The sequence below is a fragment of the Pseudomonas sp. BR20 genome, from assembly GCF_050780135.1.
Taxonomy (GTDB): domain Bacteria; phylum Pseudomonadota; class Gammaproteobacteria; order Pseudomonadales; family Pseudomonadaceae; genus Aquipseudomonas.
This window is the reverse complement of sequence record NZ_CP172012.1, coordinates 607,780-622,390: the sequence shown is the minus strand read 5'-3', so window position 1 is coordinate 622,390 and position 14,611 is coordinate 607,780. Positions and strand designations below refer to the sequence as shown.

The 14,611-nt window shown below is 61.4% G+C and carries 13 protein-coding genes; 1 reads left to right on the top strand and 12 read right to left on the bottom strand.

The window, feature by feature from the left end; translation table 11 throughout:
* Window positions 1–2: 2 nt before the first annotated feature.
* The 9 genes from hutH (ACHPFG_RS02720) to hutC form a co-directional block, all read right to left on the bottom strand.
* Complete coding sequence (hutH, locus tag ACHPFG_RS02720) at window positions 3–1,541, bottom strand: histidine ammonia-lyase (protein WP_431701545.1); 1,539 nt, start codon at window positions 1,539–1,541, stop codon at window positions 3–5.
* 33 nt (window positions 1,542–1,574) lie between these two features.
* Window positions 1,575–3,083: a histidine ammonia-lyase gene (gene hutH, locus ACHPFG_RS02715; protein WP_431701544.1), complete on the bottom strand. Its 1,509-nt coding sequence runs from the start codon at window positions 3,081–3,083 to the stop codon at window positions 1,575–1,577.
* A 117-nt stretch (window positions 3,084–3,200) separates the two neighbouring features.
* Window positions 3,201–4,025 (bottom strand): quaternary amine ABC transporter ATP-binding protein, encoded by an 825-nt coding sequence (locus ACHPFG_RS02710; RefSeq protein ID WP_051429333.1) that lies wholly within the window; start codon window positions 4,023–4,025, stop codon window positions 3,201–3,203.
* Entirely contained in the window at window positions 4,022–4,873 is an 852-nt protein-coding gene (locus ACHPFG_RS02705; protein ID WP_017738813.1) for an ABC transporter permease, read from the bottom strand. The genes ACHPFG_RS02710 and ACHPFG_RS02705 overlap by 4 nt, the downstream gene beginning before the upstream one ends.
* Before the next feature lie 71 nt (window positions 4,874–4,944).
* Window positions 4,945–5,910, bottom strand: coding sequence for an ABC transporter substrate-binding protein (locus tag ACHPFG_RS02700; RefSeq protein WP_431701543.1), 966 nt, complete (start codon window positions 5,908–5,910; stop codon window positions 4,945–4,947).
* A gap of 69 nt (window positions 5,911–5,979) precedes the next feature.
* The gene (locus ACHPFG_RS02695; RefSeq protein ID WP_131696896.1) at window positions 5,980–7,440 is read right to left on the bottom strand and encodes a purine-cytosine permease family protein; all 1,461 of its coding nucleotides are present in this window, start codon (window positions 7,438–7,440) and stop codon (window positions 5,980–5,982) included.
* A gap of 141 nt (window positions 7,441–7,581) precedes the next feature.
* The gene (hutU, locus tag ACHPFG_RS02690; protein ID WP_053140434.1) at window positions 7,582–9,252 is read right to left on the bottom strand and encodes a urocanate hydratase; all 1,671 of its coding nucleotides are present in this window, start codon (window positions 9,250–9,252) and stop codon (window positions 7,582–7,584) included.
* Between the two features lie 405 nt (window positions 9,253–9,657).
* A complete protein-coding gene (locus tag ACHPFG_RS02685; RefSeq protein ID WP_431701542.1) occupies window positions 9,658–10,218 on the bottom strand; it encodes a HutD/Ves family protein in 561 nt (186 codons plus the stop codon).
* Window positions 10,215–10,925 (bottom strand): histidine utilization repressor, encoded by a 711-nt coding sequence (gene hutC / locus ACHPFG_RS02680; RefSeq protein WP_237683111.1) that lies wholly within the window; start codon window positions 10,923–10,925, stop codon window positions 10,215–10,217. Before hutC ends, ACHPFG_RS02685 begins: the two co-directional genes overlap by 4 nt.
* Before the next feature lie 147 nt (window positions 10,926–11,072).
* Here hutC and ACHPFG_RS02675 point away from each other — a divergent pair, with 147 nt between their 5' ends.
* Window positions 11,073–12,437: a formimidoylglutamate deiminase gene (locus tag ACHPFG_RS02675; protein WP_340053389.1), complete on the top strand. Its 1,365-nt coding sequence runs from the start codon at window positions 11,073–11,075 to the stop codon at window positions 12,435–12,437.
* A 54-nt stretch (window positions 12,438–12,491) separates the two neighbouring features.
* On the opposite strand, the gene ACHPFG_RS02670 is transcribed toward ACHPFG_RS02675, so the two are convergent.
* The 3 genes from ACHPFG_RS02670 to ACHPFG_RS02660 form a co-directional block, all read right to left on the bottom strand.
* Window positions 12,492–13,061, bottom strand: a complete 570-nt coding sequence (locus tag ACHPFG_RS02670) for a lipocalin family protein (protein WP_027605060.1) — start codon at window positions 13,059–13,061, stop codon at window positions 12,492–12,494.
* 30 nt (window positions 13,062–13,091) lie between these two features.
* Entirely contained in the window at window positions 13,092–13,346 is a 255-nt protein-coding gene (locus ACHPFG_RS02665) for a hypothetical protein (protein WP_131696901.1), read from the bottom strand.
* Between the two features lie 176 nt (window positions 13,347–13,522).
* On the bottom strand, window positions 13,523–14,533 hold the full coding sequence (locus ACHPFG_RS02660; protein WP_131696902.1) for a class 1 fructose-bisphosphatase: 1,011 nt from the start codon (window positions 14,531–14,533) through the stop codon (window positions 13,523–13,525).
* Window positions 14,534–14,611 lie beyond the last annotated feature (78 nt).

Here is a 14,611-nt window from a genome sequence, read left to right as displayed (position 1 = left end):
GGTTACAGGCTCGGCAGCAACTTGGCCGGCACCAGCTCATTCAGGCAGCGGCTGGCGAGCAGTTCACTGGCGGCGATGATGTCCGGGGCGAAGAAGCGGTCCTTGTCGTAGAACGCCACTTTGGCGCGCAGGATGCCACGGGCTTTTTCCAGTTTCGGCGAGGTTTTCAGGCCTTCACGCAGGTCCAGGCCCTGGCACGCAGCCAGCCATTCCACCGCGAGGATGCCGCGCGTGTTCTCGGCCATTTCCCACAGGCGCTTGCCGGCTGCCGGGGCCATCGACACGTGGTCTTCCTGGTTGGCGGACGTCGGGATGCTGTCGACGCTATGGGGATGGGACAGTGCCTTGTTCTCGCTGGCGAGTGCTGCAGCGGTCACCTGGGCGATCATGAAGCCGGAGTTCACCCCGCCATTGCCCACCAGGAACGGCGGCAGTTGCGACATGTGCTTGTCCATCATCAGCGAGATACGACGCTCGCTCAGGGAGCCGATTTCAGCGATGGAGAGGGCCATGTTGTCAGCGGCCATGGCCACCGGTTCGGCGTGGAAGTTGCCACCGGAGATCACGTCCCCCTCAGCGGCAAATACCAACGGGTTGTCGGACACGGCGTTGGCTTCGACCACCAGCACCTCGGCCGCCTGGCGCAACTGAGTCAGGCAGGCGCCCATGACTTGTGGCTGGCAGCGCAGGGAGTACGGATCCTGCACCTTGTCGCAGTTCTGGTGCGACTGCGACACCTGGCTGCTCTCACCCAGCAGGTCACGGTAGGCCGCCGCCGAATCGATTTGCCCACGTTGACCGCGAGCCGCATGAATACGTGCGTCGAACGGCGAGCGCGAGCCCAGCACCGCCTCCACGGTAAGGCCGCCGCACGCCAGGGCACCGGCGAACAGGTCTTCGCCTTCGAACAGGCCACGCAAGGCATAGGCGGTGGACACCTGGGTGCCGTTGAGCAGCGCCAGGCCTTCCTTGGCGGCGAGGGTCAGCGGCGTCAGGCCGGCGACTTTCAGCGCGTCGGTGGCCTGCAGCCATTCGCCCTTGTAGCGCGCCTTGCCTTCGCCCAGCAGCACCAGGGACATGTGGGCCAACGGCGCCAAGTCACCGGAAGCGCCCACCGAGCCTTTCAACGGAATATGCGGGTACACCTCGGCGTTGATCAGCGCGATCAGAGCGTCGATCACCTGCCGGCGAATCCCGGAGAACCCACGGCTGAGGCTGTTGACCTTGAGCACCATGACCAGCCGTACCAGCGCATCGCTGATCGGCTCACCGACGCCGGCGGCGTGGGACAACACCAGGGAACGCTGGAGGTTTTCCAGGTCTTCGCTGGCGATGCGGGTCGAGGCCAGCAGGCCGAAACCGGTGTTGATGCCATAGGCGGTGCGGTTCTCGGCGAGAATCTGCTCCACGCAGGCGACACTGGCTTCGATCTGGGCCGAGGCACTGTCATCCAGGCTGAGGGTTACCGGCTGCTGGTAGATGGCTCGCAGTTGGGCAAGGCTCAGTTGGCCTGGAATCAGGTTTAGCGCAGTCACATTCATACTCCTTGTGAATTATTCTTTTGAAATACGTGTTCAGTGCAGATTCGGTAATGCGGTGTCCTTGAGCACCTTGGCGGCAGCCGCAATATCCGGCGCCAGCCAACGGTCCTGCTCATAGGCGGGTACCACTTCACGCAGCAGGCGCCAGGCACTGTCGGTGCCCGCCCCGAAGCGTTGGTCTTTCAAGAATTCGAAGGCCTGGGCCGCCAGCAGGTACTCGATGGCGAGGATCTGGGTGACGTTGGCCAATACCTGGTGCAGCTTGAGCGCGGCGTTGGTGCCCATGCTCAGGTGGTCTTCCTGCAGCCCCGAGGTGACGAAGTTGTCGAGCACCGCCGGTTGCGCCAACTGGCGGTTCTGTCCGCACAGTGAAGCGGCGACGTACTGCACGATCATCATCCCGGAGTTGACCCCGGGGTTGCTCACCAGGAACGCCGGCAGGCCACTGACGTGCGGGTTGATCAGGCGGTCGAGACGGCGTTCGGCGACCGAGCCGATTTCGGCCATGGCAATCGCCAGCATGTCGGCGGCCAGGGCGACGGACTGGCCGTGGGGGTTGGCCTGGGACACCACGCGGTAGTGGTCCGGTGTGCCGAGCACCAGCGGGTTGTCGGTGACGCTGTTGAGTTCGGTCTCGATCTGGCGAGTCGCGTGCTCCACCTGGTCGCGCGCCGCGCCGTGGATCTGCGGGATCGAGCGCAGGCTCAGGGCGTCCTGGGTGCGGATACCTTTGCTGCTGGCGATCACTTCACTGCCATCGAGCAACGCACGCAGGTTGCTGCCGACATGCTGCATGCCCGGGTGCGGCTTGAGGGCGATGATTTCTTCGTCGAAGGCGTCGATCTGGCCGCGCTGGGCCTCAAAGCTCATGGCGCCGATCACGTCGGCCCATTGCAGCAAATGATGGGCGTCGGCCAGGGCCAGGCAGCTCAGGCCGGTCATGCACGGCGTGCCGTTGACCAGGCACAGGCCGTCCTTGGCCCCGAGTACCACCGGCTGCAAACCTTCTTCGTCCAGGGCCTGTTGCGCCGGGACGATCTGGCCGCGATAGCTCACATCACCCACACCCAGCAGCGCCACGCCGACATGGGCCATATGGGTCAGGTAACCCACCGAGCCCTGGGACGGTACTTGCGGCGTGATGCCGTGGTTGAGCAGCGCCAGCAACGAATGCACCACCTGCGGATGCAGGCCGGATTTGCCGTGGCTGTAGTTGATGACCGCCGCGCAGATAATCGCGCGGGTCTGCTCGTCGCTGAGGACCGGGCCGACGCCACAGGCGTGGCTCAACAGGGTATTGCGCGACAGCTGGCTCAGTTGCTCGCCTTTAAGCGACACGTTGCACAAGGCGCCCAGGCCGGTGTTCACGCCGTAGGCGCGTTCGCCGCTGGTGACGATGCGCTGCACGATGGCCTGGGCATTGTCGATACGCGCCCAGGCCTGGCCAGAGAGTTCAAGCACCGCACCGTGACGGGCCACGGCGACCACGTCCTGCCAGCGCAGGGGGGTGTCGGCGATGATGATTTTTGCTGCCTGGGACATTGTTGACCTCTTCATATTCTCTACAGCTTTGCCGGCCTCATCGGGGGCAAGCTCCCTCCCACTGGGGAATGCATTCAAAATGTGGGAGGGAGCTTGAGCCTCACCACAGAACCTGGGTCAGACCACCGCCGCGCGCCGCTGAACAAACCGATCCACATACTCATCCGCCGGCGAATGCAGGATCTCCCGGGGGGTGCCGACCTGGATCAGCCTGCCGTCCTTGAGGATCGCGATGCGGTTGCCGATACGCACGGCCTCGTCGAGGTCGTGGGTGATGAACACGATGGTCTTGTGCAGGGTCTTTTGCAGCTCGAGCAACTGGTCTTGCATTTCGGCGCGGATCAGCGGGTCGAGGGCACTGAAGGCTTCGTCCATCAGGATGATGTCGGTGTCAGCGGCCAGGGCGCGGGCCAGGCCGACACGCTGGCGCATGCCGCCGGAGAGCTGGTGCGGGTACTTGTTTTCGTAGCCCTTGAGGCCCACGGTTTCGATCCAGTGCAGCGCGCGTTCAGCGCAGACCTGCTTGGTTTCGCCACGCACCTTGAGGCCGTAGGCGACGTTGTCGAGTACGCTCTTGTGGGGCAGCAGGCCGAAGCTCTGGAACACCATGCTGATCTTGTGTCGACGGAATTGGCGCAGGGCGTCCATGTCCAGTTGCAGGATGTCTTCGCCGTCCACCAGGATCGCGCCGCTGGTGGGGTCGATCAGGCGGTTGAAGTGGCGCACCAGCGTGGATTTACCCGAGCCTGACAGGCCCATGATCACGAAGATCTCACCGGTGCCGATGCTCAGGGACAAATCGTTCACGCCGACCACGCAACCGGTCTCGGCCAGCACCTGGTCCTTGGTCTTGCCCTGGCCAACCATCGCCAGCGCCTCCTTGGAGCGGGCGCCGAAGATCTTGAAGACGTTTTTAACTTCGATTTTGCTGACAGTAGTCATTTGCTCGCCTCATGCCGTGGACGACCATAGGCCTGGGTAATGCGGTCGATGACCACTGCGAGAATCACGATCGCCAGCCCGGCTTCGAGGCCACGGCCGACGTTGAGGGTCTGGATGCCGACAAGCACGTCTTCACCCAAGCCACGGGCGCCGATCATCGAGGCGATCACCACCATCGACAAAGCCATCATGGTGGTCTGGTTGATACCGGCCATGATGCTCGGCAGCGCCAGCGGCAATTGCACGCCAAACAGCTGTTGCCAGCGGTTGGCACCGAAAGCATTGATGGCTTCCATGACTTCGCCGTCGACCTGGCGAATCCCCAGGTCGGTGAGGCGAATCAGCGGCGGCGCGGCGTAGATCACCGTGGCGAAGATCGCCGGCACCTTGCCCAGGCCGAACAGCATCAGCACCGGGATCAGGTACACAAAGCTGGGCATGGTTTGCATGATGTCGAGCAACGGCATCAGCACCGAGCGCAGGCGATTGCTGCGCGCCGACAGGATGCCCAGCGGGATGCCGATCAACACCGAGATCACCGTGGCGACCATCATCAACGCGAGGGTCTGCATCAGCTTGTCCCACAGGCCGACCGCGCCCACCAGGAACAGCAAACCGACGATCACCGCCGTGGTCAGCACCTTGCGGGTGGCATGCCAGGCAACACCGCCGACGATGGCCAGCATCAGCCACCAGGGGGCGGCACGCAGCAACCCTTCCAGGTTGACGATGGCCCACAGCAGGGTGTCGGAGATGTGCCGGAACACATCGCCGTAGTTGGTGACCAGTGAATCCACCCAACCATTGACCCAGTCGGCGATGGAAAACGTAAAACTTTCAGGAAACATAGCGTGCTCTCGATCCAGTGGGTTGTGGCCAGGCGCCCGGCTACCCATGAGGGTAGCCGTGCACACTTGACCTACAAGGCCGCGTCGATTTTCTTGGCTGCCTCGTCGCTCACCCAGGCGTGCCAGACTTCAGGATGTTCCTTGAGGAAAATTTTCGCCAGTTTCGGCGACTCAATGCGCTCCTTGGCCATGCGCCCCAGGTTCTGGTTCAGCAGGTCGATGGGCAGGTTGACTTTTTCCAGCACGGCCACCAGTTCCGGGGCTTGTTCGTGGAAGGTCTTGGACAGGCCGACCTTGATGCTCACGGTCTTATCCACACCGGGCTTTTCTTCCAGCTTGACCAGGTCGACCTGGCCCATCAACGGGGTTGGCGACCAGTAGTAGAACAGGATCGGCTCGCCGCGCTTGTAGCTCGACAGCACTGCCGCATCCAGCGCCGGGCCGGTGCCTGGGCGGAAGTTGGTGTAGGTGCTTTCCAGGCCATAGCTCTTGAGCATTTCGCTGTTGTCCAGCTCGCAGGTCCAGCCGGCCGGGCAGTTGTAGAAACGGCCCTTGGACGGTTCTTCCTGGTCCTTGAACACCGAGGCGTACTTGGCCAGGTCGGCGATGTTTTTCAGGCCCGGCGCCTTGGGTTCAAGCTTGCGCTTGGCGTCGCCTTCGATCACGTAGCGCGGTACGTACCAGCCTTCGATAGCGCCCACCACAGGGGCACCGACACCGACGACTTTGCCGGCCTTCTCGGCCTTGTTCCAGACTTCGCTGCGGCCGACCCATTCTTCGGCAAACACTTGGATGTCGTTGCTGCTCAGGGCGTTTTCCATGGTGATGGAGTTGCCTGGCAGGCTGTCGGTTTTGCAGTCGTAGCCTTTTTCCAGCACGGTTTGCAGGATGTCGGTGAGCAACATGCCGCTTTCCCAGTTCAGGCCGGCGAATTTCACCGGTTTTCCGGATTCACACCAACCGGCCGCCTGGGCGCCAGCAGTGGCCAGCACGCCCGCAGAGAATACGGTGGCCAACAGGGTCTTATGCATTTTCATTGTTGTGACGCTCCCAATCATGAAATGGATTACGGCAGTCAGTAGGCATCCAGCCCTGTCCACGTCCCCTCAGGCCTGTGCAACCAGCCCGTTTGTCGTCGTTGGTACAGCGCCCTGCTCTTTCGGCAGGATCAGGTGTTCAGGGTGTGCGGCGGGCCACTTTTTCGCAGCCCAGTAGTAAAGCGCGGCGGGGAGTACCAGGCCGATGATCCAGGAAATATCCACATCACCCAGGGCCGCCACCAGGGGACCTGTGTAGAACTTGGTGGAGATGAACGGCAATTGCACCAACACACCGAAGACATACACGCTGATACCGAGCAGGTTCCAACGGCCATAGCGCCCGTTTGGATCGGCCAGCGCCGGTACGTCGTAGCGATCGCGGGTGATGCAGTAGTAGTCAACCAGGTTGATCGCGCTCCATGGCGTAAAAAACGCCAGCAGGAACAGGATGAAGGACTTGAACGCCCCCAGGAACGAGTGCTGCCCGAGCAAGGCGATCAGGGTCGCCGTACCGACGATGACCAGCACGAAAAACAACCGCTGCAAGCGCGTGACCTCCAGGCGACCGCGAAAGCCGCTGATGATGGTGGCAATGCACATGAAGCTGCCGTAGGAGTTCAGCGTGGAGATAGTGACTTTGCCGAACGCGATGCTGAAATACAGCAGCGCCGCAGTCGCCCCCGTACCACCCAGGCCCACGATGTAGGCCACTTCGTGGCCGGCAAATTGCCCGTTGGACATGGCCGCGGCAAACACGCCGAGGATCATCGCCACCTGTGCACCCACCACCGAACCTGCACCTGCGGCAAGAAAGGTTTTCACCGAGGACGTCGTGCTCGGCAGGTAGCGTGAATAGTCCGCCACGTATGGGCCGAAGGCGATTTGCCAGGAGGCCGCGAGCGACACCGCCAGCAGGAAGCTGCTCCAACTGAAGTGCCGGATTTGCAGGAGTGCGCCCACGTCGGCCTGGCTCATCAGACGGCTGAACAGGTAGACAAAGGCAATCACGCCAATGACGCTGGCAACGCGGCCGATGAAGTGGATCACCCGGTAACCGAGCACCGTGACCAGCACGATGACACTGGCGAAGATCAGGATCCCGACGCTGTCGCTGACGCCAAACAACTGGCCCAGGGCCTGACCGGAAAGCACGGTGCCCGTTGCGGTGAAACCGAGGTACATCAAGCAGACCAGTACGATCGGGATCGCCGCGCCGTACACACCGAACTGCACCCGGCTGGAGATCATCTGCGGCAGGCCCAGCTTGGGGCCCTGTGCCGCATGCAACGCCATCACGCCGCCGCCCAGCAGTTGACCGATCAACAGACCGATCAACGACCAGAACACATCACCGCCCAGCACCACGGCCAGGGCCCCGGTGACGATCGCGGTGATCTGCAGGTTGGCACCCAGCCACAGGGTGAACTGGCTCAATAGACGACCGTGTCTTTCCGCTTCCGGGATGTAGTCGATCGAACGTTTCTCGATCAACGGGGTGGTGCTTGCACGCGCGTCACTTGCAGCCATGGGTGTTCAACCTCTGATGGATTGTTTTGGGGTCGCCGCCGCTCAACGGTGGGAGGGGGCTTGCTCCCGATAGCAGTGGGTCAGTCACCAGACCTATTGGCTGATACACCGCCATCGGGAGCAAGCCCCCTCCCACATGGGTTACTTGATCATTGGAAGATTGAGGCCCTGCTCTTTGGCGCAGTCGATGGCGATCTGGTAACCCGCGTCCGCATGGCGCATCACACCGGTGGCCGGGTCGTTATGCAGCACGCGGGCAATGCGCTCGGCCGCTTCGTCGGTACCGTCACAGACGATGACCATGCCGGAGTGCTGGGAGAAGCCCATGCCCACGCCGCCGCCGTGGTGCAACGAAACCCAGGTCGCGCCGCTGGCGGTGTTGAGCAAGGCGTTGAGCAGTGGCCAGTCGGACACGGCGTCGGAGCCGTCCTGCATGGATTCGGTTTCGCGGTTGGGGCTGGCGACCGAGCCGGAGTCCAGGTGGTCGCGGCCGATCACTACCGGTGCCGACAACTCGCCGCTGCGCACCATCTCGTTGAACGCCAGGCCGAGCTTGGCGCGTTGGCCCAGGCCAACCCAGCAGATACGCGCCGGCAGGCCCTGGAAGCTGATGCGCTCGCGCGCCATGTCCAGCCAGTTGTGCAGGTGCGCGTCGTCGGGGATCAGTTCTTTGACTTTGGCGTCGGTCTTGTAGATGTCCTGCGGGTCACCCGACAGCGCAGCCCAACGGAACGGGCCGATGCCACGGCAGAACAGCGGGCGGATGTACGCCGGTACAAAGCCTGGGAAGTCGAACGCGTTTTCCACGCCTTCTTCCTGGGCCATCTGGCGGATGTTGTTGCCGTAGTCGAAGGTCGGGATGCCTTGTTTCTGGAATTCCAGCATGGCTTTGACGTGCACCGCCATGGACTGCTTGGCGGCCTTGATCACGGCAGCCGGTTCGGTCTTGGCGCGGGCGCGGTATTCGTCCCAGGTCCAGCCGGCCGGCAGGTAACCGTTGAGCGGGTCGTGAGCGCTGGTCTGGTCGGTGACCATGTCCGGGCGCACGCCACGCTTGACCAGTTCCGGCAGGATTTCAGCGGCGTTACCCAGCAGCGCGATGGAGATGGCCTTGCCCTCCTTTGTGTACTTGGCGATGCGGGCCAGGGCGTCGTCGAGGTCGGTGGCTTGTTCGTCGACGTAGCGGCTGTTGAGGCGGAAATCGATGCTGACCTGCTGGCATTCAATGTTCAGCGAGCATGCGCCGGCAAGGGTTGCGGCCAGAGGCTGGGCACCGCCCATGCCGCCGAGGCCGGCGGTGAGGACCCAACGGCCCTTAAGGTTTGAATCGTAGTGCTGGCGACCGGCTTCAACGAAGGTTTCGTAGGTGCCCTGGACGATGCCTTGGCTGCCGATGTAGATCCAGCTGCCGGCGGTCATCTGGCCGTACATGGCCAGGCCCTTGGCATCCAGTTCATTGAAGTGCTCCCAGCTGGCCCAGTGCGGCACCAGGTTGGAGTTGGCGATCAGCACGCGCGGGGCATTGCTGTGGGTCTTGAACACGCCGACCGGCTTGCCGGATTGCACCAGCAGGGTTTCGTCGTCATTCAGGTTGGTGAGGCTCTCGACGATCTGGTCGTAGCACTCCCAGTTGCGCGCTGCACGGCCAATACCGCCGTACACCACCAGTTCTTTGGGGTTCTCGGCCACTTGCGGGTCGAGGTTGTTCATGAGCATGCGCAGCGGCGCTTCAGTCAGCCAGCTTTTGGCAGTGAGCTTGTTACCGCGGGCGGCGCGGATTTCGACGTCACGGTATTTTGTAGGCTTGGTCACAACAAGAACTCCTCGGCGATCGATGCGCGAACATTGATGGTGCGAAGGAGAGTCTTACGCACACATCTTTACTTGTACATACAAGCATATGCAATCAAGCGGCCAACTTTCTGAGCGAGGTGATTGGATTTTTTTGGAAAGCGTGTGCGAGCCTCGGAAATTAAGGCTTCGAGGCATGATGAAATTTCTTACGAAGGCGTTTTGTAGCGCGGGAGGTTTGTCACCACAGTGCGGTTTTGCGCCACGCTGGGGCGTTCGGTAACAAATTGGTGCGGGAGCTGGAAACAGATCGCAAGAACAGTGAGAAACAAATGTGGGAGGGGGCTTGCTCCCGATTGCGGTGTGTCAGCCCAGGATATACCCACTGATCCACCGCTATCGGGAGCAAGCCCCCTCCCACATTTTTTAACCCTGCGGGGTCAGTTCGATGATGCAGCAGCGACCCGTGACGGAAATATCCAGCAGACCGCTGTTACCGTCCACTTGCAGGCAATCGTGATGGCCCAGTACCTCGTCCAGCACCTTCACTTCATCCGCCACGCTGAACACCAGCACCGTCTGCGCCGTGCTGAAAAACCGCTGCACACCATCCACCCACTGCAACCGCGCATGGTAACGCTGAGGCGAGTAGATCAGGTTGAAGTCGCGGATCGGCCCGGTAATCAGGCGGCATGACACCTGGCTGTCGCCCTTGAAGGCGAACGGTTGCAGCGGTAACAGTCCGCGCTGTTCCTCGCCATCCACGGTCAGCACCATGCCTGCGCCTTTGATCACGGTGATCACGCGCTGGTAGCCGGCGAAGGTGGAAAACCCGCCAGACTCACCGATATCGGCAATCGACAGGCGCCAGCCGAAACCTTCCAGGCCCTCGCCCGCATCGCGGGTGATTTCTTCGGTGCTGCCGCCGCCGTTTTTCCACGGCATGCGCACGTAATCGGCGGCGCGCCAGACTTTCACTGCACTCATTTACTGAACCGTCCTTCCAGGCTGTGGCGGGAACCGGGGTGGATCAAACGCGCGGCAGTCACCGGCTGACGGCCGGACCAGGTGCGTCGACGAATCAACAGGCACGGCTCGCTCGGCTCGATCTGCAGCAACTCGCACTCGGCAGCGTCGGCGAGAATCGCTTCGACCACGTGCTCGCCTTCGGTCAACGGCGCCACCTGGTTGAGATAGGCATAGGGGGTTTGCAGGGTGAAGTCCTGTTGCAGGTATTCCGGCGCGACCAGGGCGTTGACGAAACGGTCCTCGATTTGCACGGGAATATCGTTTTCGTAATGCACGATCAACGAGTGGAACACCCGCCCGCCTTCGCGCATTTCCAGGGCGACGGCGCGCTCGGAACCGGCGGCCTCTTCGCCCAGGTGGATGACGCGGCACGTATGCCGATGACCGCGGGAGGCGATCTCATCGGCAATGTTGTGCACTTCAAACAGCGCTGACTGGCTCTTGGGCTCGGCGACGAACGTGCCGACGCCTTGCATGCGCACCAGCAAACCTTCGGCGGTGAGCTCACGCAGGGCGCGATTGATGGTCATGCGGCTGAAGCCCAACTGGCTGACCAGTTCGCTTTCCGACGGTACACGGTAATGGGGTGGCCAGTTGCCGTTGAGGATCTGCTGGCTGATCATCTGTTTGACACGGGCGTACAAGGGCGCCGGACTTTCGTCCATGTGGGCAGCCAGTGAAGACTTGGCGGGCGGAGTCGGCACAGGGAATCCTTGCAGGGGGAAAAGATGCATAGATTGCCGGAGTTTACCGAGCAGGCAAACGTCTGTATATGTATATACAAATAAACACACGACCGGGGTGCTCTAATCATGTCCGCTTTCTTTGCCGAACGCGCGCTGCTGCCTAATGGATGGGCCAACGATGTACGTCTTGAAGTCAGCGCCGATGGCCTGCTGACACAGGTTGAGGCCAACGCCAGCGCAGACGGTGCCGAACGGCTCAGGGGCCCGGTGCTGGCGGGCATGCCGAACCTGCACTCCCACGCTTTCCAGCGCGCGATGGCAGGGTTGGCCGAAGTGGCCGGCAACCCGAATGACAGTTTCTGGACCTGGCGCGACCTGATGTACCGCATGGTCGGCAAGATCAGCCCGGAGCAACTGCAGGTGATCGCCCGCCAGCTGTACATCGAGATGCTCAAGGCCGGTTACACCTCGGTGGCCGAATTTCACTATGTGCATCATGACGTCAGCGGCCAGCCCTACGCCGACCGTACGGAACTGTCCCGGCAGATCAGCCAGGCGGCCGCCAGCAGCGGGATTGGCTTGACCTTGGTGCCCGTGCTCTACACCCACTCAGGTTTTGGTGGGCAGGCGCCGAACGAAGGCCAGCGACGGTTTATCAACAGCACCGAAAACTACCTGGACCTGCAGTCGCGCCTGCAACCGATCCTTGCGGCACAACCGGCGCAGCAACTGGGCTTGTGCTTCCACTCCCTGCGCGCGGTCACGCCACAACAAATCAATGAAGTCCTGGCTGCCAGTGACAAGACTTGCCCGGTGCATATCCACATTGCCGAACAGCAAAAGGAAGTCGACGACTGCCTGGCCTGGAGCGGAAAACGCCCATTGCAATGGCTGTATGACAATGTCGAGGTCGATGAGCGCTGGTGCCTGGTGCACGCCACCCATGCGGATCCTGAAGAAGTGACGCGCATGGCCAAGAGCCGCGCGATTGCCGGCTTGTGCCTGACCACCGAGGCGAACCTGGGCGACGGGATTTTCCCGGCCGTGGATTTCCTCGCCCAGGGCGGACGCCTGGGCATCGGTTCCGACAGCCATGTGTCACTGAGCGTGGTGGAAGAACTGCGCTGGCTGGAATACGGCCAACGCCTGCGCGATCAACGGCGCAACCGCTTGTATCGCAGCGACCAGCCGATGGTCGGCCGTACGTTGTTCGATGCGGCGCTGGACGGTGGCGCACAGGCGCTGGGACAGCCGATAGGTCGACTGGAAGTGGGCAAGCGTGCGGATTGGATCGTGCTGGACGGTAACGACCCTTACCTGGCGACAGCGACAGAAGACGGCATCCTCAATCGCTGGCTGTTTGCCGGCGGTGATCGGCAGGTGCGCGATGTGCTGGTCAACGGCAAGTGGGTAGTGCGCGATGGGCGGCACGCCGGCGAAGAAGAAAGCAGCCGGGCGTTTACGCAGGTCTTAAGAGAGTTACTCGGTTAAAAAATGTGGGAGGGGGCTTGCCCCTCCCACAATTGGATTTGTGGCGATCCAGAATTATTGCGAGGTCTTCGCCATCTGCTTATCCGACGTACGCCAGATCAAACGCGTGGTGTCATACCCTTGTTGCCGCGCCCTGCTCAACAGGTCTTCGCGGGTGTCCGCACTGACCGTCGGCGTGCGTGACAGGATCCACATATAGCGCCGGCTCGGGCTGCCGACGATGGCGGTCTTGTAGTCGTCGCTGACATACAGCACCCAGTAGTCGCCCTTGGCGACGCCAGGCAGCAGTGACGTAAACCAGTTATTGAATTCCACCCAGAGCTTGTCGGTCTTGCCAGGCACCTGCGGCGTGGCCGTGCCCTTGGCTTCTTCCCACTTCCACTCGGTGGTGAGACAGCGGTTGAATACCGACATATCGCCATCAGGCAGCAATGTGTAGCGGGCTTCGGATTGCGCGCAGTTGCGCTGGAAGTACATCGGCAATCGAGCCAACTCATACCAGGTGCCCTGGTAACGCTTGAGGTTGACGTTGCTCGCTGTCTTGGGTTGCAGATCATCGCCAGAATGGCTGGCGCAGCCCGCCAAAAACAGGCTGGCGCAAAGGAACAAAACAAAACGCATCATTCTTCTTCTCCCGCAGGCTCTCGCCCCGGTTTACTTCAGGCCTTGCCCGGAAAACATCAGAACTTTGTCACCGGCATATTGAACGCTGATAAAGCTGTTTTTATCGCCCCACGTGCAGCTGGACATGCCCAGTGCGCCTGAGCAATCGGTCGGCTTACCCAACAACGACTCGACTTCTGTCTTGGCCATGCCAGCCGACAATTTTTCGTAGTTTTCTTGATTGACCTTGCTGCAAGCGGCCAACAGCACGCAAAAAGCCAGCAAAGCGAGACGGCGTAACGACATGGAATAACTCCTGGAGGGACGAAGCAGCCTGGGTATCTGCCAGAAGCTTAGAAGGGAAAAGAGGTGTCTGGTTCCCGACGAACGAAAACAAAAAAGCCCCGAAAACGCTGAAACGTTTCGGGGCTTCTTTAAGGGTGAACCGGCTCACAACAATGCCGTTCACTTATCGCAGCAGGTTACTTCTTGTGGTAAGCGGTCACACGCTCAACTTCTTCCTTGGACCCCAGGAACACCGCCACACGCTGGTGCAAGCCGTCGGGCTGGATATCGAGAATGCGCTGGTGACCGTCGGTGGACGCACCACCCGCCTGTTCTACCAGGAAGGACATCGGGTTGGCTTCGTACATCAGGCGCAGTTTGCCCGGCTTGGACGGCTCGCGGCTGTCGCGTGGGTACATGAACAGGCCGCCACGGGTCAGGATACGGTGCACGTCGGCCACCATCGCGGCGACCCAACGCATGTTGAAGTTCTTCTTCAACGGGCCTTCTTCGCCTTCCATCAACTCGTTCACGTAGCGCTTGACCGGTTCTTCCCAGTGACGCTGGTTGGACATGTTGATCGCGAATTCCTGGGTGGAAGCCGGGATGGTGATGTCTTCATGGGTGAGGACGAAGCTGCCCATTTCACGGTCCAGGGTGAAGCCTTTGACGCCATCGCCCAAGGTCAGCACCAGCATGGTCTGTGGGCCGTAGATCGCGTAGCCGGCAGCGACCTGCTCGGTGCCTGGCTGCAGGAAGGCCTTTTCGTTCAGGGCTTCGTTCTGGCTCAGGTATTCGCTCGGGCAACGCAGTACCGAGAAGATGGTGCCAACCGGGGCGTTGATGTCGATGTTGGACGAACCGTCCAGTGGGTCGAACACCAGCAGGTAGGCGCCCTTCGGGTATTTGCCCGGGATCTGGTAGGCATTGTCCATTTCTTCGGACGCCATGCCGGCCAGGTGACCGCCCCATTCGTTGGCTTCGAGCAGGATCTCGTTGGAGATCACGTCGAGCTTCTTCTGGACTTCGCCCTGCACGTTTTCAGTGCCCATGCTGCCCAGGACACCACCCAATGCGCCTTTGGATACGGCGTGGCTGATTTCCTTGCAAGCACGCGCCACCACTTCGATAAGGAAGCGCAGATCGGCAGGCGTGTTGTTGCTGCGGGTCTGCTCAATCAAATAGCGACTCAAGGTAACGCGGGACATGGAAGGCTCCGATGAATGGGGGGGGCTAAAAACCCGCGCAGTTTAACGCGAGTCGGGGCGTATTTCCTCCTATCAGAG